Annotated in this window: 18 protein-coding genes and 1 pseudogene; 12 read left to right on the plus strand and 7 right to left on the minus strand. The window is 66.0% G+C overall.

Translation table 11 applies throughout. From position 1 onward, the window contains the following. The first annotated feature begins 732 nt into the window (after nt 1-732). The 11 genes and pseudogenes from DM816_RS00230 (at nt 733) to DM816_RS43595 (ending at nt 13,249) form a co-directional block, all read left to right on the plus strand. Complete coding sequence (locus tag DM816_RS00230) at nt 733-3,546, plus strand: RICIN domain-containing protein (protein WP_117208003.1); 2,814 nt, start codon at nt 733-735, stop codon at nt 3,544-3,546. 764 nt (nt 3,547-4,310) lie between these two features. Next, on the plus strand, nt 4,311-5,501 hold the full coding sequence (locus DM816_RS00235; protein ID WP_117207967.1) for an ROK family protein: 1,191 nt from the start codon (nt 4,311-4,313) through the stop codon (nt 5,499-5,501). Between the two features lie 56 nt (nt 5,502-5,557). Then, nucleotides 5,558-7,075: a sugar ABC transporter ATP-binding protein gene (locus DM816_RS00240; RefSeq protein ID WP_170318762.1), complete on the plus strand. Its 1,518-nt coding sequence runs from the start codon at nt 5,558-5,560 to the stop codon at nt 7,073-7,075. A gap of 29 nt (nt 7,076-7,104) precedes the next feature. Then, complete coding sequence (locus tag DM816_RS00245; protein WP_117208004.1) at nt 7,105-8,061, plus strand: ABC transporter permease; 957 nt, start codon at nt 7,105-7,107, stop codon at nt 8,059-8,061. A 75-nt stretch (nt 8,062-8,136) separates the two neighbouring features. Continuing rightward, the gene (locus DM816_RS00250; protein ID WP_246001362.1) at nt 8,137-9,123 is read left to right on the plus strand and encodes a substrate-binding domain-containing protein; all 987 of its coding nucleotides are present in this window, start codon (nt 8,137-8,139) and stop codon (nt 9,121-9,123) included. Nucleotides 9,124-9,127: 4 nt separating this feature from the next. Further along, on the plus strand, nt 9,128-10,336 hold the full coding sequence (locus DM816_RS00255; protein ID WP_117207970.1) for a Gfo/Idh/MocA family protein: 1,209 nt from the start codon (nt 9,128-9,130) through the stop codon (nt 10,334-10,336). A gap of 14 nt (nt 10,337-10,350) precedes the next feature. Continuing rightward, the gene (locus DM816_RS00260; RefSeq protein ID WP_117207971.1) at nt 10,351-11,349 is read left to right on the plus strand and encodes a sugar phosphate isomerase/epimerase family protein; all 999 of its coding nucleotides are present in this window, start codon (nt 10,351-10,353) and stop codon (nt 11,347-11,349) included. 5 nt (nt 11,350-11,354) lie between these two features. Next, a complete protein-coding gene (locus DM816_RS00265) occupies nt 11,355-11,981 on the plus strand; it encodes a hypothetical protein (protein ID WP_117207972.1) in 627 nt (208 codons plus the stop codon). Between the two features lie 169 nt (nt 11,982-12,150). Beyond that, nucleotides 12,151-12,291 (plus strand): annotated as a pseudogene (locus tag DM816_RS00270) (RNA polymerase sigma factor); the annotation flags it as partial. Between the two features lie 170 nt (nt 12,292-12,461). After that, nucleotides 12,462-12,839 carry a hypothetical protein gene (locus DM816_RS43590; protein WP_211588484.1) on the plus strand — a complete coding sequence of 126 codons (378 nt, stop codon included), beginning with the start codon at nt 12,462-12,464 and terminating at the stop codon, nt 12,837-12,839. Between the two features lie 14 nt (nt 12,840-12,853). Then, a complete protein-coding gene (locus DM816_RS43595) occupies nt 12,854-13,249 on the plus strand; it encodes a hypothetical protein (protein WP_211588485.1) in 396 nt (131 codons plus the stop codon). Between the two features lie 21 nt (nt 13,250-13,270). Here DM816_RS43595 and DM816_RS00280 read toward each other — a convergent pair whose 3' ends face one another. Further along, nucleotides 13,271-14,014 carry a FadR/GntR family transcriptional regulator gene (locus tag DM816_RS00280; protein ID WP_117207974.1) on the minus strand — a complete coding sequence of 248 codons (744 nt, stop codon included), beginning with the start codon at nt 14,012-14,014 and terminating at the stop codon, nt 13,271-13,273. A gap of 289 nt (nt 14,015-14,303) precedes the next feature. On the opposite strand from DM816_RS00280, the gene DM816_RS00285 reads away from it, so the two are divergent. After that, the gene (locus DM816_RS00285) at nt 14,304-16,577 is read left to right on the plus strand and encodes a glycoside hydrolase family 31 protein (RefSeq protein WP_117207975.1); all 2,274 of its coding nucleotides are present in this window, start codon (nt 14,304-14,306) and stop codon (nt 16,575-16,577) included. 4 nt (nt 16,578-16,581) lie between these two features. On the opposite strand, the gene DM816_RS00290 is transcribed toward DM816_RS00285, so the two are convergent. Genes DM816_RS00290 through DM816_RS00315 form a run of 6 tightly spaced genes read right to left on the minus strand, consistent with a single transcriptional unit; the run spans nt 16,582 to nt 24,665 of the window. Then, nucleotides 16,582-17,787 (minus strand): ROK family transcriptional regulator, encoded by a 1,206-nt coding sequence (locus DM816_RS00290; protein ID WP_425455198.1) that lies wholly within the window; start codon nt 17,785-17,787, stop codon nt 16,582-16,584. A 2-nt stretch (nt 17,788-17,789) separates the two neighbouring features. Next, the gene (locus DM816_RS00295; RefSeq protein WP_246001363.1) at nt 17,790-18,707 is read right to left on the minus strand and encodes a sugar phosphate isomerase/epimerase family protein; all 918 of its coding nucleotides are present in this window, start codon (nt 18,705-18,707) and stop codon (nt 17,790-17,792) included. Between the two features lie 11 nt (nt 18,708-18,718). Next, the gene (locus tag DM816_RS00300) at nt 18,719-19,888 is read right to left on the minus strand and encodes a substrate-binding domain-containing protein (protein WP_246001364.1); all 1,170 of its coding nucleotides are present in this window, start codon (nt 19,886-19,888) and stop codon (nt 18,719-18,721) included. Nucleotides 19,889-19,910: 22 nt separating this feature from the next. Next, nucleotides 19,911-22,751 (minus strand): glycosyl hydrolase family 95 catalytic domain-containing protein, encoded by a 2,841-nt coding sequence (locus tag DM816_RS00305; RefSeq protein ID WP_117207976.1) that lies wholly within the window; start codon nt 22,749-22,751, stop codon nt 19,911-19,913. A 1-nt stretch (nt 22,752) separates the two neighbouring features. Beyond that, nucleotides 22,753-23,724 (minus strand): ABC transporter permease, encoded by a 972-nt coding sequence (locus DM816_RS00310; protein WP_117207977.1) that lies wholly within the window; start codon nt 23,722-23,724, stop codon nt 22,753-22,755. Continuing rightward, complete coding sequence (locus tag DM816_RS00315; protein WP_117208008.1) at nt 23,721-24,665, minus strand: ABC transporter permease; 945 nt, start codon at nt 24,663-24,665, stop codon at nt 23,721-23,723. Before DM816_RS00315 ends, DM816_RS00310 begins: the two co-directional genes overlap by 4 nt. Nucleotides 24,666-24,668 lie beyond the last annotated feature (3 nt).

A 24,668-nucleotide genomic window follows, 5' to 3' on the forward strand; every position in this document is an offset into this window, starting at 1 on the left:
AGATACCGGCCGGACACCGCGTGGCGGAGGCGACGTCTCTCCCGGCGTGCGGCTCAGGTGCCTGCCCACATACCGTCGAGCTCGCTCTCTGTCGCGAAGTCTGATCCGACAAGTTTCGGGCTCGTATCGATATCAGTCGCCGACGTTACTCGTTGCTATACAAGGCGTCAACGATGATCACGACTCATATACCGGCCACGAACCGAATAAACTTTCCGAAAGTTTTCGCACTCAGCCCGATAGCTTCCAGCCTCCCAGGCAGGTCCGGCGAGCCTGCCCGAAAGGCGGCACCGCCGGCAGCACCAAGCTTCAAAACCGCAGTCCAATTAGGACTGCCGTCCAGACCTGCTCCAAGCACGGCGGCACGCTGACCCGGACGCGTCGCGGCTCGGCGCACGCCGAGAAGTGATTCCGTCAGCAATCCCATGTCTCGAACATCCAGCAGCGAACCAGATCTTCAGTCGGCGAAAGAAGCGGGGAAAGAAGCCGTATTTAACGGGGGCATCTAGACGGAAACATGCTCGCGGCGTATAAAGACATCCCATGACGATGCGAATCGTCGTCATGGGTTCGAAGCGTGGAGAGAAGGCGCCGGCGGCTCGCAGGAGCACGACAGGTCAAATGCGCTGAACCGTAGGGACGGACACCGTGCGCGGTAGGGAAGAGCACGGCATCCGACAGCGTGGCATGTGCTGCAGGAGCACCATGGCCTCCCTCCTCAACGGCCTCAGCATGATCAGAACAGACACCGGGCACCCCGACGCGATCACACTCACCGACGCGTGGTTCCGCGGCGAACCGATTGCCCGCGAACACGTCTGTTCGCACGCCAAGCGAAAGGTATTGAATGTGAACCTCTCCGTATTCACCGTCGGCAGGTCGTTGCTGGCGCTCGCGGTACTCGTGTCCGCCGTGCTCCTGACAACCCTTGCCCGTGACGTGCCCGCCTCGGCGGCGACCCAGGCGAGCTTCTATGTTTCTCCTGAAGGCGACGACGCCAATCCCGGGACGCTTGCGGCGCCGTTCAGAACGGTCCAACGCGCGCGCGACGTCGTTCGCACGATAAACGCGAACATGACCGGGGACATCTATGTTTACCTCCGCGGCGGGAACTATCCGGTCAGCAGTGCCATCGAGTTCGCACCGAGCGACTCCGGCACGAACGGATACCGCGTCATATATTCCGCGTACCAGAATGAGAAGCCGGTGCTGAACGGCGGAGTTCAGGTGACCGGCTGGACACAGCACAGCGGTAACATCTGGAAGGCCCCGCTCAATCGCAGCAACAAGCTGCGAGCGCTCTATGTCAACGACAAGCGGGCGTACATGGCCTCCAAGACGATAAACTCAGCGGGCTGCTACGGCACCTACAACGTCACGGCGGGACAGGCCGGCTGGGCGTGGGAGTCCGGCTCGCAGTGCGACGGAGCCAAATACAGCCTGGCGGATCTGCCCGCGATCGCACGGAATCAAGACGACATCGAAATTGAGACCGCGACCACCTGGACCACCGCAATCGTGGGAGTTCGCCAGATCACCACGAGTTCCGACGGCGCAAACCGGGTGGCGCTGTTCCAGCAACCGGGCGCGGCCATCGCGCAAGGCGCGTTCAACGGCAACTTCCAAATCGGCGGCAGCCACAAGTTCATGAACGCGTACGAGTTCCTCGACTCGCCGGGCGAGTTCCACTTCGACAAGGCGAGCCGAGTGCTGTACTACTACAAGGCAGCCTCCGAGGACATGACGACAGCGACGGTTTACGCGCCCAACAACGTGCCTACTGTTCTCCGGGTCGCCGGCGCGTCCACGAGCAGCCGGGTGCGAAACATTACGTTCTCCGGTCTCACGGCTCAGCACTCGGACTGGAACCTGTTCAATGTGGCCGGCTCCGTGTTCAAGCAGGCCCAGCAGGGCAATCTCGGCGCACTTGCGTATGCGAAGGGCAACTTCCACGTCTACTATTACCGCAATGTCGATGTCACGCCGGGCATCATCCAGATCGAGAATGCTGACCAGATCATTTTGCAGCGCAACCGAATCCAGCACACCGGCGCCGACGGCATCAATATGATCAACGACGTGCAGAATGTCCAATTGATCGGAAACTACACCAACGACATCGCCGGATCCGCCATAACGGTGGGCCATCCGCAGCACGTCTACATCGGGGACCACACCTCGACGAATCGCGAGAAGTACCCCGCCCACGTCGAGGGACTTCCCAAGAACATCGAGATAAAGAACAACTACCTCTACGACACCGCCGTGTTGTTCAACGCGCACAGCCCCATCTCGGCATACTTCGCCGACACCCTGACCATCCAGCACAACCGGATCGAGAAGACCCAGTGGGCGGGCATCACACTCGGTTGGGGATGGTGGAACTTCGACGGGTCATCGGGCTCCATCGCGCCCAACCGGCCGACCACGACGGCGAGAAACAACAACATCAGCTACAACCACATCATCGACACGATGCAGCGGCTCAACGATTCGGGCCCCATCTATACGCTGGGCAGCCAGCCGGGGACCACGATCAGCAACAATTACCTTCAAGGTGTCCGGGCCGGCCACACCTATGGTCTTCACCCGGATGAAGGCTCGGCATACATGAGCTTCCGCGACAACGTGCTGAGCGTCGACAAGAACGTCACGTGGCTCATCAACTCCGACGACTTCGGACGCAAGCACGATCTGAGCATCACGCAGACCTACGGCCCCATTAACAAGGTCTCCAACAAGAACCTGCCGAACAGCACCATCCAGGACATCCTCGTCTACTCCGACTATGTGTGGCCGGCGGCGGCTTACGGCATCGCCGTGAACTCCGGGCTTGAGGATTCATACCGGGACATCGTTGCGCAGGCGAACCTCTCCCTGCCGGACTACGTCCTGCCCGCCAGCACATTCGTCGGTGCCACCGGGTCGTCGATCCCGATCCGGAGCACCGGTGATTCGGCCAAGACGGTCTGGCTCGCGCCCCTGGGCACGACCAACTTCGTCGTCGGCCTGACGATGACCAGGGCAAGCGGCACCGCGACTGCCATCGATGTGCCGGCGTCATCCGGTGACTACCGGCTCTACGTCATTGACGCTCAGGGGAATCGGTCGGCCGAGTCGAAATCGCTGGTTCGGCGGCAAGGCGGCGGCGGTCAGCAGAATGTGATGATTGTTGGTACCAGCTCCGGCCGGTGCGTCGACATCCCCAACGCCAGCACGACGAACGGCACCCGGGTGCAATTGTGGGATTGCCACAGCGGCACCAACCAGCGCTGGACCTACACCGCGGGCAAGCAGTTGATGGTGTATGGCAACAAGTGTCTGGACGCCGAAGGGAGCGGCACCGGCAACGGCACTCGGGCGATCATCTGGGATTGTCACAGTGGGACCAACCAGCAGTGGAACGTCAATGCCAACGGCACCATCAGCTCGGTCCAATCAGGACTCTGCCTGGACGCCAGTGGTTCCGGCACCGCTAACGGGACCCTGATCCAACTCTGGTCCTGCCACGGTGGCTCCAACCAGCAGTGGAGCCTGCGCAACTGATCCCCTGCCGGGGGCGGATGTAGACGATGACGGCTGCCGGCTCGTTACCGCGCCGGCAGCCGGTGGGTCGGTGGATCCGCCAGCGCAGACTCCACTGCCGACTGGCTCCGCCGTGGCAGGAATACAGTGCCAGTTGCGTGCCGTTGGTCGTGCCACCCCCGCCCGCGTCCAGGCCGCTGGTGAGTGGGAAGCCCCGCCCGTCCGTCGGCGCGCGTCGGATCGGGGCTTCGCCACGTCTTTATGGGATGGTCCCGCGCTGATCTCCAAATGCCCAATGTCGGCCGATGATCAAGCGGGTGCTGCGAGCCACCATAGGCGGCGTCCGACGGTCGGTGATGGGTAGAGCGTTGACATGACCACCACGACGCGTTGGATGGCGCCAAAGCGCCTGCTGCACTGGAGTGGACGTCTCGCCTGCCGAGCGATCAGTCGCTAGGTATGTTGCCGCGCGCAGTGCCCGCCGTCAAGAAGAAACTTTTTTATTTTGTACGAAAACTTTAGCCATGCGAGCGTAAAAACCTCGGGCGCTCCTGCCGCCGTCGATCCACCTCGACCAGAAGGTCATGTGACGCGGCGATCAACGCGGTGGAGCGCCCCATCAGATCCGGTTTCACCTGCCCACCAATTAGCTACCACCGACCCGCCGGCGATCATCACACCCACGTTGATCGTTTTTGACTTTAGTACTTTTCATCGAATGCTATGGACAGGGTGAGCGAAAGCTCATAACCTCTCTGCAACACACGTCCACGGAGGCTTCGCATATGAGCCTGGCGCGAGATCTAACAGCTGCGTTGCCGGTGCGCCTGCTTCGCTTGCTGCGCGACGAAGGTCCGTTGTCGCGCGCCGAGCTCTGTGACCGGCTGGAGATCGCGCGCACCAGAATGCTCGCCGAGCTGGATCGCCTGACGACGGCTGAGTTGTTGGTCGAGGCCGGCCCGGCGGAGTCACGCGGGGGGCGCCGGTCCACCCTGGTAGAGCTCAATCCGGGCTTACGCTTCGCCGGGGTGGACCTGGGCGCTACATCGATGGACGTTGAGGTGGTCGACTCCCGCATGGAGACGGTCGCCGCGTTCAGCGAGTTCGCCGACATCCGTACCGGACCGAAGTCGATCCTGCACAGGGTCAACGAGTTGCTCAACAAGGCCAAAGTGGAGGGTGCCTACGAGCGCCTCGATGCGATAGGCATCGGCGTGCCCGGCCCGGTCAGCTTCCGCGACGGCGTGCCCGTGTCGCCGCCCATCATGCCCGGCTGGGATCGGTTCCCGGTGCGCGAGCTGTTGAGCCGGGAGCACGGCTGTCCGGCAGTGGTGGATAACGACGTGAACATCATGGCCATCGGCGAACGCCACGGCGGGGTGGCGCACTCGGTGGACGACTTCCTGTTCGTGAAGATCGGCACGGGTGTGGGTTGCGGGATCCACCTGGCCGGGCAGGTTTATCGGGGCAGCGACGGGTGTGCCGGCGACATCGGGCACATCCAGGTCGAGTCCCGCGGGCCGGTGTGCTCGTGCGGCAACATCGGCTGCCTGGAGGCCATGTTCAGCGGAGCGGTCCTGGAGGCCCTTGCGATCGAGGCGGCAAAAGCCGGTCGCTCGGCGGTTCTGGAGGAGCGATACGCCGCCAACGGCACGCTCTCCGCGCGAGACGTGTCGATCGCCGCGGCGGAGGGCGATCTGGCGAGCATCCAGTTGATCCGTGAGGGCGGCCGGCGCCTGGGCGGTGTGCTTGCCAGCCTGGTGTCGTTTGCCAACCCGTCGATGATCGTGATCGGCGGCGGCCTGGCGCAGTTGGGCCACATCCTGCTGGCCGAGATCCGCAGTGTCGTCTATAGACGATCGCTCCCGCTGGCCACGGGCAACCTGCCCATCGTGTTGTCGGAGCTGGGCCCGCGAGCGGGCGTGGCGGGAGCCGCCGTCCTGGCCAGCGAGATCGCGTTCGAGCAGGCGCTATGAACACCGGCGAAAAACCAGGCGCTGTGAGCATCAGCGGAGACGGAGAGGCAGGCGCGATGCGCGGCGACGTCATCCTGCGGCTGAGCGATGTGGTCAAGACCTTCCCCGGTGTGGTGGCGCTCAGCGGGGTCGAGCTTGAGGTGCGGGCAGGCGAGGTGCATTGCCTGCTGGGCCAGAACGGCGCGGGCAAGTCCACCCTGATCAAAATCCTGGCCGGGGTGCACGCGCCGGACGAAGGCACCGTCGAGTGGCTGGGCGGTCCGGTGTCGTTCGGCAACCCGCTGGCCGCCGTGCGGGCGGGCATTGCCACGATTTACCAGGAACTCGACCTGGTCGACGACTTGTCCGTGGCCGAAAACGTGTTCCTCGGGCACGAGCCGGAGCGCGCCGGCTTCGTCCGCAACGGACAGATGAAGCGCGAGACCGCCGCCATCCTGACCCGCCTCGGGCACGGTGAAATCGACCCGGGCCGGATGGTGCGAGACCTGTCCAACGCCGGCAAGCAACTGGTGAGCATGGCCCGCGCGCTGTCGCACCAGGCGAAGCTGATCATCATGGATGAGCCGAGCGCGGTGCTGGCCCATGACGAGGTGGCCAACCTGTTCCGCATCATCAGAGACCTTACGGCCCATGGGATCGCGGTCATCTACATCTCCCACCGGCTGGAGGAGATCCGCGAGATCGGCGATCGCGTGACCGTGCTCAAGGACGGCCGCACCAGTGCGGTCAACCTGCCCGCCCGCACCACTGCGACCCGCGAGCTGGTGAGCCGGATGACCGGCCGCAACATCGAGTATGTCTTCCCGCCACGGGTCGCGGTCGTGGGCGAGAAGCTGCTGGAGGTCACCAACCTGACCCGGGACCGCGAGTTCCACGACGTATCGCTCACGGTCCACAGTGGAGAGATCGTCGGCATCGCGGGCCTCGTCGGCTCCGGCCGCTCCGAACTACTCGAAACCATCTTCGGGGCACGCCGCGCCGACGACGGCACGGTCGTGATGAACGGCAAGACGATCAAGGGCGTTTCCGCGGCTGTGCGCAACGGCCTCGGCATGGCGCCCGAGGAGCGCAAGTCGCAGGCATTGCTGCTGGGCGAACCGGTCTACCGCAACATGACCCTGACGACGTTCTCCAGCCTGGGCCACGGCGGGTTCACCGACATAGGAAGAGAACTCGAGGCCGCGACGCGCGTGGCCGAGCAGTTGCAGGTGCGGCCGCTCGACGTCCGGCGACTGGTGAACACCCTGTCCGGCGGCAACCAGCAGAAGGTCGTCGTTGGGCGATGGCTGCTGGGCGGCACCAAACTGCTGCTGCTCGACGAGCCCACGCGCGGTGTCGACGTGGGCGCGAGAGCGGAGCTGTACCAGGTGATCCACGACCTGACGGCCACCGGCGTCGGCGTCCTGCTCGTGTCCAGCGAAGTGCCCGAGGTGCTCGGGTTGGCCGATCGCGTGCTCGTCATGCGCGAGGGGCGAATCATCCGCACGGCCGACGCCGGCCTGCTGACAGAAGATGACGTGCTTGATCTCGTGATGGCGGGATCGCTTCACACCAATGGAGATGAGACGACGTGACCACTGCGCGCAACCTTCCCGTGAGCTGGATGCGCAACGTCGCCTGGACGCGCAATCTCGCGCTGGTCGGCGTGCTGATCGTCCTGTTCGTCGTCGGCGCCTTGATCCGGCCCGACCTCTACAGCGACGCCGACTGGGTGGTCAACAACACCCTGGTGATCCTGCAGCATTCGGCCGCGATCGGGGTGGTCACGGTAGGGATGACGTTCGTCATCATCGGTGGCGGCATCGACCTGTCGGTGGGCGCGCTCATCGCGCTGGCCGGGGTGTGGTCGACGACCGTTGCCACGCAAAGCTTCGGGCCCGGTGGCATGATCTTCTGCGCGCTGGCGGTCGGGATCGGCGCCGGTCTGGTCAATGGGATTCTCGTCGCGTACGGCAAACTCGTCCCGTTCATCGCCACCCTCGCGATGCTCGTGGCGGCGCGTGGCCTCGCCGCGCAGATCTCCGGCAAGCAGACCCAGATCTCGGGCGATCAGTTCATCAACGGCCTGGCCCGCACGCGCATCCTGGGTGTGCCCACGCTTGTCGTCATCCTCATCGTGGTGGCCGGGCTGGGCTGGGTCTTGTTGAACCGCACCACGTTCGGCCGGCGGACTGTCGCGATCGGAGGCAATGCGGAGGCGGCCCGTCTGGCGGGCATCAACATCCGCCGGCACACGATGCTGCTCTACGCGCTGTCGGGTCTGTGCTGTGGCATCGCGGCCGTCATGCTCACGTCGCTTGCCACGTCGTCGCAGGCGGCAGCGGCGGAGCTGTACGAACTCGACGCCATCGCGGCCGCCATCATCGGTGGCACGCTGTTGTCCGGCGGCCGGGGCACCATCGTCGGTTCGATGATCGGTGTGGTCGTCTTCTCCACCATTACCAACCTGTTCGCGATCGCCAACCTGCCCACCGAGGTCCAGAACATGGTCAAGGGCGGCATCATCGTGGTCGCGGTCCTGGTACAGCAACTGCAATTCAGGCTCAAGAAGCGCACCTGAACCGCATACACACTTTCTGGAGGACATATGGCAACTCGTCGCAACATGTTGCTCGGCGGGGCTGTCTTAAGCGCGATGGCCGTCGCTGGATGCACCAGCAACGAGACTCCGACCAACACACCGCAGGTGAAGGATGGGGACGGAAACAACCCCAACGTCCAGCCGGGCAAGACGGTCACGATCGGGTTTTCCGCGCCCGCGGCCGACCACGGCTGGATCGCCGCTATCACCAACAACGCGAAGGCTCAGGCCGGTACCTTCAAAGACGTCGTCTTCAAACCGGTCGAGGCCGGCAAGGACGCGGCTGCGCAGCGGGCGGCGCTGGAAGCCCTCATCTCGCAGAAGCCTGACGTCATCGTCCTGCTCCCACACGACGGCAAGGAACTCAACGCGTTCGGGCTCAAGGCGATGGAGGCAGGCATACCGGTGGTCAATTTGGACCGGGCCTTCCCGGACCCGCTGGCCTACCGCTGCCAGATCAAAGGCGACAACTACGGCATGGGCGTCGCCGCGGGACACTATATCGGCAAGGCCATGCGGGCCAAAAACATCGCCTCACCCATCATCGGTGAGATCGCCGGCATGGACGAGCTCGAACTGACCCAGGAACGCAGCGCAGGCTTCAAGGCGGCCCTGGCCACCTACGGTTTCACGGTCGCCAACCGGCGCGCGGCCCGGTTCACCGCCGACACCGGCCAGCGGGAGGCACAAAATCTGCTGCAGGCACTGCCCAAAATGGACGCCGTGTGGAACCACGACGACGACCAGGGCATCGGTGTCCTCGCGGCGGTCGCGGCGGCCAACCGCAGCGAGTTCCTGATGGTCGGCGGCGCGGGCAGCAAGAAGGCCATCGAGGACATCGCCTCCGACAAGACCGTGCTCAAGGCCACCGTGACCTACAGCCCGTCGATGGCGTCCTCGGCGATCTCACTGGCCCGTCTGATCGGGCAGAGCCGGGGCATGGCCGACCTGGTGGAGTTGCAGGTGCCCAAGGAAATCATCCTCGCCTCGGAGACCATCACCAAGGACAACGCGGCGACCTATGTGAAGCTGGGATTCTGAAATTATGTCTGTTCTTCGGGTGGGCATGGTCGGTTACGCGTTCATGGGCGCCGCGCATTCGCAGGCGTGGCGCGCCGTGAACCGGGTGTTCGACCTGCCGGTGCGGGTGGAGATGACGACGGTCTGCGGTCGCGACGGCGATGCGGTCGCGGCTGCGGCGCAGCGGCTCGGCTGGCAGTCCCACACCACCGATTGGCAAACGCTGGTGGCGCGGGATGACATCGACGTCATCGACATCTGCACCCCCGGAGACAGCCACGCGCAGATCGCGCTGGCGGCACTCGCGGCGGGCAAGCATGTGTTGTGTGAGAAGCCGCTGGCCAATTCCCTTACCGAGGCCGCCGCGATGGTCCAGGCGGCGGCCTCGGCTGCGGGTCTTGCCATGTGCGGCTTCAATTATCGGCGGGTACCGGCGGCGGCGCTCATGCGCCGGATGATTGCCGATGGCCGGATCGGCCAGATCCGTCATGTGCGTGCACAATATCTGCAGGACTGGATCGTCGATCCGCAGTTCCCGTTGGTGTGGCGGCTACAGAAGGAAAAGGCCGGCTCGGGCGCGCTGGGCGACATCGGCTCGCACATCGTGGACCTGACCCAGTACGTGACGGGCCAACGCATTACCGGGGTGAGCGCGCTGACCGAGACCTTCGTCAAAGAGCGCCCGCTTCCCACAGCCTCGCGTGGCCTGGCCGCCTCGCGCGACGGCGCGTCCACCGGCGAGGTCACCGTGGACGATGCCGCGCTGTTCATCGCCCGGCTCGACGGTGGCGCGATCGCCACCTATGAGGCCACCCGGTTCGCGACCGGGCGCAAAAACGCGCTGCGCATCGAGGTCAACGGTTCGCTCGGCTCACTCGTGTTCGACCTGGAGCGGCTCAACGAACTGTCCTACTACGACAGTGCCGCGGCCGAGCCGGGCTTTTCCACCATCCTGGTGACCGAGCCGCACCACCCCTATATGGACGCGTGGTGGCCGCCCGGCCACATCATCGGCTACGAACACTCGTTCACCCACCAGGCACGCGACTTCATCGAGGCCATCGCGACCGGCACGCAACCCGAGCCGTCGTTCGACGACGCCTACAGCGTCCAGCTCGTGCTCGACGCCGTGCAGCAATCAGCATCGTCCGGCTCAGGCTGGACTCACGTTCGTGGGGGCGCCGTCTCGGCCGTACGCCGAACGGTTGAGGCGGCGCCCCCACCCGTTTCCTAGAAGGATGGAGCATCATGTCTAGACCGGTCAGCCTGTTCACCGGGCAGTGGGCGGACCTGCCGTTCGAGGAGGTGTGCCGGCTCGCGTCCGATTGGGGCTATGACGGGCTCGAAATCGCCTGCTGGGGCGACCACTTCGACGTGCAGGCGGCCATCGCCGATTCGTCCTATGTGGACCATAAGAAGGCGACGCTCGCCAAGTACGGCCTGCAGGTGTGGACCATCTCCAATCACCTTGCCGGGCAAGCGGTCTGCGACCATCCGATCGACGAACGGCACCGGGCGATCCTCCCAGCCCGCCTGTGGGCCGAGGACCCCGAGCAGGTGCGACAGAACGCCGCACAGGAAATGAAAGACACCGCCGTCGCCGCTGCCCGACTCGGTGTGGAGACTGTCGTGGGCTTCACCGGATCCTCCATCTGGCACACGGTCGCCATGTTCCCACCCGCACCCGCCTCCATGATCGACGCCGGGTACGACGACTTCGCCCGCCGCTGGCACCCCATCCTCGACGTGTTCGACGAGGTCGGGGTGAAATTCGCCCACGAGGTCCACCCGAGCGAAATCGCCTACGACTACCACACGACCCGGCGCACCCTTGAGGCCATCGAGCACCGCGCGGCGTTCGGTCTCAACTGGGACCCGTCGCACATGGTGTGGCAGGGCATCGACCCGGTCAACTTCATCCTCGACTTCGCCGACCGCATCTACCACGTGGACTGCAAGGACACGAAGGTGCGCATGGGCGACGGCCGGCGCGGCATCCTGTCCTCCCACCTGCCGTGGGCCGACATGCGACGCGGCTGGGACTTCGTCTCCACCGGGCACGGCGACGTGCCATGGGAAGACTGCTTCCGCGCGCTCAACGCGATCGGCTACGACGGCCCGATCTCCATCGAGTGGGAAGACGCCGGCATGGACCGCCTCACCGGAGCACCACAGGCGCTCCAATATGTCCGCGGGCTGCTGTTCGATCCACCGTCAACGGCGTTCGACGCCGCGTTCTCCAGCTGAAGACAATGGCACGTAAGCAGGCGCCAAGGCCGGCCCGGCCAAGCATCGATCCCTGGCGTGCCGTCCGGCTGCTCGCAGGCCTGGCGCTGACACTGGCCATCGGTGTCGGCGCCGGGCTCGAAATAGCCGCGCCCAGCGCGACCGAGGCGTCCGTGGCACAGCTGCGCAAGGCTGAGGCCGAGCGCGACAGCGCTCAGATCCGCGAGCTCACCACCATGGCCCGAAACACCAAACAGGCCGTCACCCCGGTGCTCACCGGCCTGGCCGCCGGACGCCCGCCTGACGGGTGGAAAGCGGTGATGTCGTTGGAGGTACAGCGGTACTCCATAACCGTTTCGGGTGCCACCGCGACCAACGTCGCGCGCGGCGCCTTGCGCAACGCGGTCGAACTGCTCGCCGCAGCCGTCGACACCTACGTCATGGCCCAGACCGCTGCGCCGGAGTCGCGGGCGGCCCTGCTCGAACTTGCCGGCCGGCAACGGATCCTGGCCGTTGCCACGTGGTCGGTGGCCGGCACGCAACTGGATCAGCTCAGCATCGATGCTGGGAACGGCCATCAGCATGTGTACCTCAGCGACAAGGCCGAAGGCGGCGCGATGACCCCCGACGGAGCCGCCGAAGGCAGCTCCTGACGGTGGAGGCGCCGGCAATCGACCGACAATGACGCCCGCTCGACATCGGTTCGCGGATTCCTGCAATGCTGCCTGCGCACGCGCATCTCCTATACGAGAGACCAGCGAGATGCCGTGGAGCATGAAAGGGCCGTGCCGGATGTACGAAAAGGTTGGATTTGATCCTGCGATGGTGGCCGCCGCGATGGCCGGAAACCAGCCAGCCGTGGACGAGCTTGTGGCGGCGTGCCTGCCGTTGGTCTACAACGTCGTCGGCCGTGCCTTGGGCGGGCACACCGATGTCGATGATGTCGTGCAGGAGACCATGTTGCCGGCGGCCATTCAGGTGGTTGGCTCGCCAAGGTCGGAACGATCCTCGCCACAAAGCCGGTCATAGCTGCGGCAGCCACCGTCTTGGTGCTCGGCGGTGGTGGCGTCGCGGCATACGGCTTGGGAACGTTCGAGAGCCCGCCTTCCGGTACCGCATCGTCACCGTCCGCCATGTCCACGGCGGCCGTCTCGGATTCGCCGTCACCGCAGGCGACCGAGTCCGCAGGCATCGTCACCTCATCATCCCCGACGACGGCCGGGGCCACACCGACCAGATCGAAGATCACGGACCAGTTCCGGTTGCTCGCGCCCGGCGCCACGTTGCCGTCAGGGGCGCAATGCGCCACCGAGGTCCGCGCCAAGGCCATTCCCGAGAACAAGGCGGTCAACGCGACGGCCAACAAGACCAAGGGGCACACCGTGCCGGGTGCCGGTGCCCCACTCACCCGTGTCGACGGGAACTTCACCGGCACGACCGAGCAGATCCTGCGCTGGCCGCCTGCAAGTGGGGCATCGACGAGGACATGGTCAAGGCGCAGACGGCCATAGAGAGCTGGTGGCACATGGGTAATAAGGGTGGCTGGGGCACCGATCCCGCGCGCTGCCCGGCCGACCACGGGCTCGGTGTGGACGGCACCCCGGGAAAGTGCCCAGAAAGCTTTGGTCTGCTTCAGGTCCGCTATCCGTACAATGTGGACGCTTTCCCGGGCGTCGCGAGGTCGTCGGCGATGAACTCCGATTACGGGTACGCCGTCTGGCGCTCCTGCTACGAGGGCAAGATGACCTGGCTCAACACGGTGGAGCGTGGATCCGATTACGCCGCCGGAGACGCGTGGGGGTGCATGGGCGTCCACTTCTCCGGGCGCTGGCACACCGCCGCCGCCCAGGGATACATCACCAGGGTCAAGGACTACCTGGCCCAGCGGATATGGACGACTCCGAACTTCCAGCAGCCGTGACGTTCTCGCCGGTGCCCAGGCTTAGTCATTTCGGAAGAACAGGCGCTGCTGGATCTCCCGGCGATAGTCGCCGAGCGTGTTGTCGATGTGAATGGCGGCCGCCTGCGCCGCCGCTTCGGCGTTGCCCGCCCGGATCGCTTGATAGATGGCGTCGTGCTCCTCGACGGCCTTCGCGGCGTGCCCACCGATCGAGCCGTGCAGTCCGATGATGTTGGACTGGGCCTGTAGCCGACGCGCCTCGCGCACCGCGATCTGCAGGAACATGTTGTTGGAGGCGTCGGCGACGCTGGTGTGGAAGGCGTCATCGCCCCGGTTGAACAGTTCCTCGCGCCCGGTATCGAACCCCTCGCGGCACAGCTCCACGGCCTGCTGGATCGCGCTTAACTGCGCGGGCGTGGCGCGGTGGGCGGCCAGCCGGCTGGTCTCCATCTCCTGTGCCCGGCGGAACTCGAAGAGCATGTAGACATGGTCCAGGTCGGTGGGCAGGAAGAACGGGGCCCAACGGCCGGTACCGAGCATCCCCTCGTCGTCGGCGACGTAGAGGCCGCGACCCTTCTGGGCACGCACCCGGCCCAGCGCGGACAGGATCTTGATGGCCTCACGCACCACCGTGCGGCTGGTGCCCAGCTGTTGGGCCAGTTCGTTTTCCGTCGGCATGCGGTCACCGGGACGCAACCGCAGCTGGGCGATCAACTCCAGCACCTGCTCGGCCGCGAGCTCATAGCCCGGCCGGTATCCGCCTTCGGCGCGACCGCTGTCGTTCACCTGGCCCCCTCTGCATCGCGGATAAGAGTATTACCTATTCCGCCCCGGCTCCTCAGCTCTCCGTACACAAAAGTCAGCTGGCCTACTCATCCATGCGTGGCGATCGGCATAAAAGCCCGCAAAATAGATGAAGGTCCTCCCAGCCGGCGAAGATAAGCATGCTTAACGCCTTGACTCTCCCGATCAAAGGAGCGATAACTAGTACCTATCGCGGAAGTCCTGTCCCCTGTTCGACATCCTCGTGGCCTTCGATCGTCCGGGCCGGACGCCCCTTCAGGAGGAGAACCACATGAGCGATCTGAGCCCGGTGGCGTGGGAGCGGTGGAGGGACGGCCTGGCGTTGCGGGCCCGCGACCTTTCGCTGCGGCTGTCCTGGGTGGCGCCGGGCATCGTTCGGGTCGGGGCGGTGCCCATCGACGCCGGTGAGCCCCTTTCCGCTTACGGTCCGATGCTCGATCCCGCCCGCACCTGGCGCCCGACGGTTTTCGAGGTGCGCGAGTCGCCGCAGGAGTTGGTGACGTCCGACGGTGTGCTGAGCGTGCACATCGACACCGACACGGGCGCGTTCTCGTACCGGGACGCGGACGGGACGCTGCTGTTGCGCGAGGACGCGAAACTGCTGGAGCCACGGCCGGTGGCGGGCGAGGGATATCACGCGCGCTTGGACCTGGCCTTCTCCCCCGGTGAGGCGCTGTACGGCCTGGGGCAGCACGAGGACGGCCGGCTCGATTACCGCGGCCGTGCGCAGGACCTGTACCAGCACAACTTGAAGGCACCCATCCCCTTGCTGGTGTCTTCGCGGGGATGGGGACTGCTGTGGCACGGCTATTCGGCGATGACCTTCCGCGACGACGAGCTGGGTTCGTACCTGGAGGCGGACTGCGTCGCCGAGTTGGACTACTTCGTGATCGCGGGCGGCACACTGGACAACGTCATCAAGGGTTACCGGCGCCTGACCGGAGCCGCACCGCTGCCGCCACGCTGGGCGTTCGGGTTCGTGCAGTCCAAGGAGCGGTACCAGACGCAGGAGGAACTGGTCGAGGTCGCCCGCCGCTACGCGCAGCTCGGTCTCCCACTCGATGGCATCATGCTGGACTGGCAGTACTGGCCCGACGATCTGTGGGGCCAGAAGTCTTTGGATCCCAAGCGGTTTCCCGATCCCGAAGGCATGTGCCGGCAGCTGCACGCGCTGGGGACGCGGCTGATGGTCTCGATCTGGCCCGAACTGCACAACGACGGCCCTGATCAGCTTGAGCTGCGGGTCGCGGGCAAGCTGCTCGCCGACGGCCACACCTACGATGCGTTCGACCCCGAGGCCCGCGCGATGTTCTGGCGGCAGACACACGATGGCCTGTTCGTCCACGGTGTCGATGCGTGGTGGTGCGACAGCACCGAGCCTTTCCAGGCCGATTGGCACGGAAGCGTGAAACCTCACCCCGCACAACGTCGCGAGCTCAGTGTGGAGATGGCCGAGCGTTATCTCGGGCCGGGGGTTTCCAACGCCTACCCGCTCATGCACAGCAGCGGGATCTGGGAGGGTCAACGCGGCTCGGACAGCGGCAAACGGGTGCTCATCGTGACCCGCTCCGCGTGGGCGGGCCAGCAGCGCTACGGCACGTTCGTCTGGTCGGGCGACATCAGCGCGTCATGGGACACGCTGCGGTGCCAGATCCCGGAGGGGCTCAACTTCTGCGCCTCCGGCATACCGTACTGGAATTGCGATATCGGCGGCTTCTTCGCCGCGTCGCGGGAGCAGTGGTTCTGGGCCGGCGATTTCGACGGCGGTGTCGCCGATCCCGGCTATCGCGAGCTGTTCCTGCGCTGGTTCCAATATGGAACGTTCCTGCCGATGATGCGTGCCCACGGCACCGACACGCCGCGTGAGATCTGGCAGTTCGGCGAGCCGGGCACGCCGGTCTATGAGACGCTCGTGCGTTTTATCGAGCTGCGCAAGGATCTGCTGCCCTACCTGTACTCGATCGCGGCCGCCGTGCACTTCGACGGGTACACGATGATGCGCGCCCTGGCCTTCGACTTCAGCCACGATCCTGAGATCTTCGGCATCGAGGACCAGTTCATGCTCGGCCCGGCGCTGCTGGTGTGTCCCGTCACCGGGCCGGATGTCGTCAGCCGGCCGGTGTATCTGCCGGCCGGGTCCACGTGGGTCGACGTCTGGGACGGCACCGTCCACGAGGGCGGCACGTGGATCGACGCACCGGCGCCGCTGGAAACGATCCCCGTCTACGCCCGCGCGGGCTCGATCGTCCCGCTCGACAGTGCCCTGCTGGTCTTCCCCGGCGCTGACGGCACCTTCACCCTGTACGAGGACGCGGGCGACGGCTGGGGTTACGAGACCGGCGAATACACGCGCATCACGCTGCAATGGAACGATGCCGAGCGCACACTGACCGTCGGCTCTCCTGCCGGTTCCTATCCGGGCGCGCCGGCCACACGGCACGTCCGAGCGAGTCTCATCCAGCCGGGAGCCGGATGGCAGCCCCACGCGCATGCCGGATACGTCGACGCCGAGCAACGCGACGAGGTGGTGCGGCTGCGCCTGTAGACCGTCATGGTTGGCGGATAAGGAGGTCGCTGGCGATCAGCGCGGCTCCGGTCACACCGGCCCGCGAGCCGAGCTCGGAAAGAACTATGGGCAGATCGCCCGTGGCCACTGGAATCGATCTTTGGTAGATGACCGTGCGGACCTCGGCCAGGAGCTGGTTTCCGAGCTCGGCCAGGCCACCGCCGATAACTATCATCGATGGGTTGATGAAGCTGATGAGGCCGGCCAGCACCTCACCGAGGCGGCTCCCACCATCGCGCACGAGCCGCAGGCACACGGGGTCGCGCTGGATCGCGCCCTTGCCCACATCTCGTGCGGTGACCACACCGGCCGCCTCCAGCCGTGCCGCCAGATAGGGCGACGTGCCCGAGCGGGCGGCAGCCTCGGCGTGGCGGCTGAGCGCGGAGCCGCCGAAGTAGGCCTCAAGGCATCCGTTGTTGCCGCAGACACATTGCGGCCCACGGCTGTCGAGCCGGATGTGGCCGATGTCGCCGGCGCATCCGTTGTCGCCGCGATAGATTCGCCCGTCGATGTGAATGCCGCACCCGATCCCCGTGCCGACCTTGACGAACAGGTAGTTGCGCACGTTGCGGGCGATGCCCCGGTACTTTTCGCCCACGCTCATGATGTTGGCATCGTTGTCGACGATCGCCGGGCAGCCGAACTCCATTTCCAGCGTGGCCCGCAGGGGATATCGGTCCCAGCCCGGCATGATCGGCGGTGAGATCGGCATCCCGTGTTCGACGTCGACGGGACCGGGCACCCCGATGCCGATGGCGTTGAGCCGGTCGAAGGCACCGTCCCGGCGCAGATCGGCGAACAGCTCCGTGATGCGCTGCAGGATGGCGGCCGGCCCGGCTTTGACGTCGACCTCCTCGCTGAGCCCGGCCACCGGTTCGAGGTAGCCATCGGTGATCTCGATGTCGATCGAGGTCGCCCCGAGATCTATGGCCCCGTAACGGATGGCCGAATCGAGGGCGAGCAAGGTAGACGGACGTCCGACACGCGACGGCGCCCGCCCTTTGTCCTGGATCAGGCCTGACGCCAGAAGCGTGTCAACCTCCGACACCAGCCGGGTGCGGGGAAGGTCCAACCGCTCGCCGAGCTCCGCGAGCGACATGGGGCCGTTGTCGCGCAGCAGGGCCAGCAGCCGCGCTTGCGCGGAATCCGGCGAGACAGCCGGTCGCGCGGTCTTGGCGCCTTTGGCCACGGTCACGCAGCCGCGGGCAGAACGGAGCGCAGGTGAGCCAGCCCGTCGCGGGCGAGGTCGTCCTGGCTCGCCGCCAGCGGGCGCCAGATCGCCGCGGCGACGGCGATCGCCTCGTTGTCACCGGTGAACGACTCCAGGCAGACAGCCTTGCGGTATCCCGTGCCGGCCAATGTGGTCATCCATCTCTTCCAGTCCAGATGGTCGTCACCGGGTGCACCCCGGTGACTGCCGCTGGCCTGGACGTGCACCAGGCGGGGACCGGCCTGCGTGATTGCCGCGTAGGGATCCGCTTCTTCGATGTTCATGTGGTAGCTGTCGAGCATGATCCCTACATTGTCTGGAAGGCCATCAACTGCGTCAAGTGTCTGGCCGACCGTGTTGAGCACGCTGGTTTCGTACCTGTTGAGCGCCTCCAGGCCCAGGCTGATCCCCCGCTGGCCGGCGTATGCGGCAAGGGGAGCGAGATGCTCGCGCAGCTGCCGGTACACCTGCGCCCGTTCGTCACCGGTCATCCGCCACGTCCGCCCGACCGAGGCGTAGAGCGGCCCACAGACCGACGGCGCACCCACGGCGACGGCGAGATCGATGCACGCCCGCACATAGCCCTGCGTGTGGGCGACAGTTTCCGCGTCGGCCGCGACCAGCTCACGCCCGGGTGAGGTCACGGCGATCACCGCCGCCACGGGCAGCCCATGACCGGCGAGGGTGTCCCGGACGGCGCCTGGCTCCCAGTCGCCCACGTTCTCGACCGGAAGTTCGATCGCGCCGAAGCCCCAGGCGGCCAGCTTCGGGGCGAGCCGGGTGACCGTGTCGCTGGTGATCGGGGCTTCCCAGATCCAAGGGTTTGCGCCGATGGTGAACATGACCATCCTTAATGGAGGGTGGGCGTCCCGCAGCCACGCGTCCGGCAGCCACGGCACGCCCACGAAACCTATTTACCGCCCCAGGTTTGCGGGTAGCCCGGCAGCGACGTGCACCCGCACATGGCGTAGTGCAACGGCGGCATGTTGGGCTGGACAAACTGGCCGAGGTTGGCCGACGTGATCGTGGGCTGTGGCAGCTTCCACGGGTTGGCGACCTTCTCACCGTTGAGGATCCGCAGCGCGGCGATGATGGGCGTGCGCCACTGGAAGGTGGGATAGGTCGGAGCGATGGCGTTGAGCTTCTTGTCCTGCCACATCTTGAGGAAGTCCTGCTGGTCCTCGCCCACCATCGGTGGGATCGGCTTGCCAGCGTCCTCGAAGGCCTCGGCTGCGGCCACAGCCGTTGCGCCCGCGTCCATCCAGACACCGTCGAGGTTGCCGAATCGCTGGATATAGTTGGTCACAATCGACTTCGTCTTGGCCGGGTCGCCGTCGGTGAACTCCACGCCGACCACGTCGAGCTTCGACTTGTCGAAGGCCACCTTGGCCGCCGACCAGCGGGTCTCAAGCACATCCACGCCGGGCAGGATGCGCAACGCCAGGACCTTCCCGCGCTCCTTGACGTTCTGCGTGAGGAACTCCGCTCCGGTGGCGCCAAACGCATAGCCCCCAATGGGGTTGATGAAGGTGACGGGGCATTTGGTGTTGACGCCTCGGTCGAACACGATGACCGGCACCTTGGCGCAAGCCAACTCTACCGCCGGGGTCAGGGTGGCGGTCGTGTTGGGTGACACGATGAGCGCGTCGCATCCCTTGCCGAGCAGGTCGTTGATGTCGGAGATCTGCTTGTCGTCCTTGCTTTCCGCATCGGCGACGCTGAAGGTCTTGATCTCGGCGTGCAGCGACACTTCGGCCTGCATGTTCTTGATGCCGACCTGGCGCCACGGGTTGCCGACACCGGCGTTCGAAAAGCAGAGGTGGTATGGCCCGGCCTTCTTGTACTTGGCCGTGTCGGCCCATTGCGGATCGAGCGCCTGCTCCCATGGCTTGTCGCTCGGGCCTTGCGGCGTGGCAGTGCGCAGCGCCATCTCCCGGTCGTAGTCGGCCTGGACGAAGAACTTCGACTGCTCACCGGTGGCCGGACTCTTGCTGACGGGCGTCTCCGTTGGCGCATCGCTGGCGCATCCGGCCGCCGCAAGCAACATGCCCGTCACGACGAGCACACTGAATAATCTCACCTCTATTGTCCTTTCAGCTGTTTCAGGCGGTGGGCAGGGTCCACTGTTGGTTGGCTCCACCGTTGTCGGTCCACTGGATGACCGCGGTGCCGTCGGCCGTGGAAGCACCGCTGACGTCGAGGACCTTGCCACTGTTGCGATTGACGAGCTTGGTGTAGCCGCCGCTGGTAACCAGTTGCCATTGCTGGTTGGCGCCGCCGTGGTCGGTCCATTGGATGACGGTGGCACCGTTGGCGGTGGAGGCGCCGTTGACGTCGAGCGCCTTGCCGCTGTTGCGGTTGAGCAGTTTCACGTAGCCGCCGCCGAGGTCGACGACCTGCCACCTTTGGCTCGCGGCGCCGGTGTCGGTCTGCTGGACGATCGCGGCGGCGTCGGCGGTGGATCCGCCGCTGACCCCGATGACCTTGCCGCTGTTGCGGTTCACGAGCCGCACGTAGTTGGTCGGGATCGTGCCGCGCCGTTCGAACCGGTACGTGTGGCCCGCCCGAACGCTGAGCTGGATGGAGTCGGTCTCAAGCCGTGTGATGGCGGGCGTGCTGCCATCGGTGACGTCGAGCGCCGCGAATTCGACGGTGAACATCCGGGCGCGCAGCTTGACGGTGCCGTCGCGGTCGGCCCTGACGAGAAACTCGTTGGCCTGGCTCGCGCTCCACGCCATGCCGACGGTGTATCCGCCCCGGCCGCGCAGGCCCGCCACGCTTCCGGCCGGCCACGCGATCGGCAGGGCGGGCAGGAGGTGCAGTTCACCGTTGTGGCTGTGGAGCAGCATTTCGGCGATCCCGGACGTGGCGCCGAAGTTGCCGTCGATCTGGAACGGCGGATGCAGGTCGAACATGTTCGGTGCGAGCCGGTCCGTGCGCACCAGATCGCGCAGGAGCTTGTGGGCGCGTGCGGCGTCCTCCAGCCGGGCCCAGAAGTTGATTTTCCAGGCCAGCGACCAGCCGGTCCCGTCATCGCCGCGCAGCTCCAGCGTCCGGCGCGCGGCGTCGGCCAGCTGGGGCGTGCCCCGCCTGGTGATCTGGTTACTGGGATGCAGCCCGTACAGGTGGGAGACGTGCCGATGGGTGCGCTCGGTCTCGATCCAATCGTCAAGCCACTCCATGACGTTGCCACGAGAGCCGACGCGCGTGGGCGCGAGCCGGTCGCGCGTGGTTCGCCACTGCGTTCGGAGTGTGGCGTCGACGCCGAGGACCTCGCTGGCCCGGGCGCAGCCTTCGAACAGGTCGCGCAGGATCTGGTTGTCCATGGTGGGCCCGGCGCACACGGTGGCGTTCGCGTGATGCTGCAATTCCGGTGAGTTCGAGGGGTTGGTGACGAGGTAGTTCCGGGTGGGGTGGGTGACCAGCGTGTCGAGGAAGAACTGGGCGGCGCCCTTCATGGCCGGGTAGTTGGACCGCAGGAACTCCACGTCCCCGGTGAACAGATAGTGGTCCCAGATCATCGTGGCCAGCCAGGCACCGCCGGTCTGCCACATGCCCCACCGCGCCTCGTCGACGACCGACGTGCCCCGCCATCCGTCGGTGTTGTGATGAGCGACCCAACCACCCGCGCCGTATTGCACCTGGGCCGTGCGGGCGCCGGTGACCGCCAGATCCTTCACCAGTTCGGAGAGTGGCAGGAAGCACTCGGAGAGGTTTGTCGTGTCGGTGGGCCAGTAGTTCATCGGCAGGTTGGCATTGATGGTGTATTTCGAGTCCCAGGACGGGGCCATCTCCTGGTTCCAGATGCCCTGAAGGTTGGCCGGCTGGGTGCCGGGGCGAGAGGAAGAGATGAGCAGGTATCGGCCGTACTGGAACAGCAGCGCGGAGAACTGCGGATCGTTGACGCTCGCGTGCTGCGCGATCCGCACATCGGTCGTCTGGTCGGCCGCCGGCGTCCGGCCCAGATCGATCGTCACCCTCCCGAACAGCGCCTGGTAGTCGGCCACATGCCGGGCACGCAACTGGTCGTAGCCCACGCTTCGGGCGGCGCTGAGGCGGTTGCGCGCGATGCCCTGGTAGTCGCCGTTGACCGTGCGGTAGTTGACGTAGCTGGAGCCGATGGAAATCAAGAGGGTCACACTGGTCGCGTTGGACACGCGTAGCGTGCCAGCCGAACTGCTGACCGTGCCTCCGGTGGTGATGGCGTTGGCCAGCGCGAGGAACCGGACCGATCCGGTGAGGCCCTCCATGTTGCCGGAGACACCGTCGAGGCCGATGGTCGCACCGTCGGGACTGGACACGGTCGTCCGTTGTGGACTGTCGAAGGTGGCGGTGAACGAAATCGAGTTGGCCCGGTCGGCGGTCAGTTGGATCACGATCACCTGATCGGGCGCGCTGGCGAACGCCTCCCGCTGATACCGCACGCCGCCCAGCACATATGTCACCGACGTGAGGGCGGTGGTGAGATCCAGATTCCGTTGGTACTGCGAGAATCCGGTGGAGGACGGGAAGGTGAGCCGGAGGTTGCCGACGGGCTGGTACGCCAGCTGCCCGACGGGATTGCTGAGCATCGTCTGGTTGATCAGATCCTGCGCCTGGGTCCACTGGTCGGCGAAGACCCGCCGCCGGATCTCGGCCAGCGCCGCGGCGCCGCGGGTGTTGCTGGAGTCGTGCGGGCCCCCGGCCCAGATGGTGTCCTCGTTGAGCTGCACCCGCTCCGCGTCGACGTTGCCGAACACCATGGCGCCCAGGCGTCCGTTGCCGATCGGCAGCGCTCTCAGCCAGTCGGTGCCGGCCGGCTCGTCGTACCAGAGCATCAAATCGTTGGCCGCCATCGACTTTGACGCGGCGTGTGCGCCGGTGGTCCAGGCCGCCGGCAGTAGGGCGGCTCCGACGCCACCCGCACCGGCGGTGAGAATTTGCCTTCGTGTCACGTCGGACATCTCAATTCCTCCTGGTTCTGCCTATGGCGACGGCGGCGATGATGATCAGTCCCTGTACCGCGGACTTCAGCGCGCCGGAGACGCCGAAAAGGTTGAGCAGCGTGAACAGCACCTCGAGGGTGACCGCGCCGAGCATCGCGCCGATCACCGATCCCCGGCCACCGCCAAGCACGACTCCGCCCAGGACCACCGCGGTGATCGCGGTGAACTCGAGCCCCGCGCCGACCTGAAACGACACGCCGCCGAAGCCACCGAGCAGGACCGCGGCGACGGCGGCGAACAGCCCGCTGATGAGGAAGGCGATGACGCGCATCAGGTTGACCCGGGCCCCCGAAAGCGCTGCCGCCCTGGGGTTTCCACCCACGGCCAGCAGCACCTTGCCGAAGTCCGAGCGCATCAGCACGACCGCGATCGTGGCGATCCCCGCCAGCACGAGCACGGCGTAGGGCAGCTGTTGCAGGAACGGGATGCCCTCGATGCCCCTGCGGCCGAGCAGGCGGAACTCTTCGGTGAGCGCACCGCGCGGCGAGCCGCCGGTCCACGTGTAGACCGCGCCGACAAGGATCAGGTACATGCCCAGTGTGGTGATGAACGACGGCACGCGAAGCGCCGTCGTGATGAGACCGTTGGCCAGGCCCACCATGAGCCCGAACCCGATCATCAGCGCGACCACCGGCCACGTCATGGCGGGATCGCCGTCGATGAGCCGCGCCGCGATCACGACCTCCGCGGTGACCAGTGATCCCACCGAGAGGTCGAAGTCACCGGCAACGATGACGAAATACTGCCCGGCCGCCAGGATCACCAACGGCGCGGCCCGCTTGAGAAACGCAAGCAGCGAGGGCGGATCGTAGAAGCTCGGCTGACGAATGGCGATCACCATGAGCAGCACCGCGAGGAGCGCGAGGATCGGCCCGATCCCGGTCAGTCGTCCGAACCGCCACCGGCTCGGCAGCGTGGCCTCGGCCGTCATGCCAACGCCTCCTTGCGCCGCAGCCGCAGGGCATAGACCGCCACCGCGGCGATGATGACCGTCCCCCGGACGACCTGTTTGAAGAACGGATCGATGGCCAGCTGGTTGAAGACGCTGTCGATGGCCGCCAGGAGCGCTACCCCGCCGACCGTTCCGGCGACTCCCCCGCGCCCGCCGGCCAGGACTGTGCCGCCGAGCACCACGGCGGCGATCGATTCGAGGTCATACCCGCCTTCGGCGCCCACGCGGGGCGCACCCGCGCCGAGCCTGCTGGCCAGGTAGAGCCCCGCGATCCCTGCGCAGAGTGAGCAGATGACGTGCGTGCGGATGAGGACCCGGTCGGTGCGCACGCCGGAAAGCCGCGCCACATCCACGTCTCCGCCGACCGCCAGCACGTGGTGGCCGAATCGGGTGCGCTTGAGCACCACCCACGACACGACCGCCACCGCCACCATCAGGAGGAACGACATCGGTATCGGACCGATGCGGTCGTAACCCAGGCGCTGGAACGACGCCGGAACCGAGCCGGCCGGACCGGCGTAGCCGTGCTCGAGGTAGCCCTTGATGACCAGCCCGACGCCGAGCGTTGCGATGAACGCGTTGATCCGCAGCTTCGTGATCAGCAGCCCGTTGACGAGCCCGATACCTGCCGAAACGGCAAGCACGGCGAGGATCGCCGGCGCCACCATGCCGTTCGAGCCGGCCATGGTTTCCGCGGCGATGAGCGAGGTCAGGCTGATGACGAAGCCCACCGACAGGTCCAGCGAACCGGCAAGGATCGCGAACGTCTGTCCTATCGCGACAATGCCGAGGCCCGCCGCCCGTTGCAGCATGCTCACCGTGCTGGACTGGCCGAACAGCGCGCCTCCGTCGGCGTACACGAGCAGGCCCCCGATGGTCAGGGTCGCCGCGAGGGCGACCCATACCCCTCTTTCACGCATGCC

Source organism: Allorhizocola rhizosphaerae (genome assembly GCF_003426775.1).
GTDB classification, from domain to species: domain Bacteria; phylum Actinomycetota; class Actinomycetes; order Mycobacteriales; family Micromonosporaceae; genus Allorhizocola; species Allorhizocola rhizosphaerae.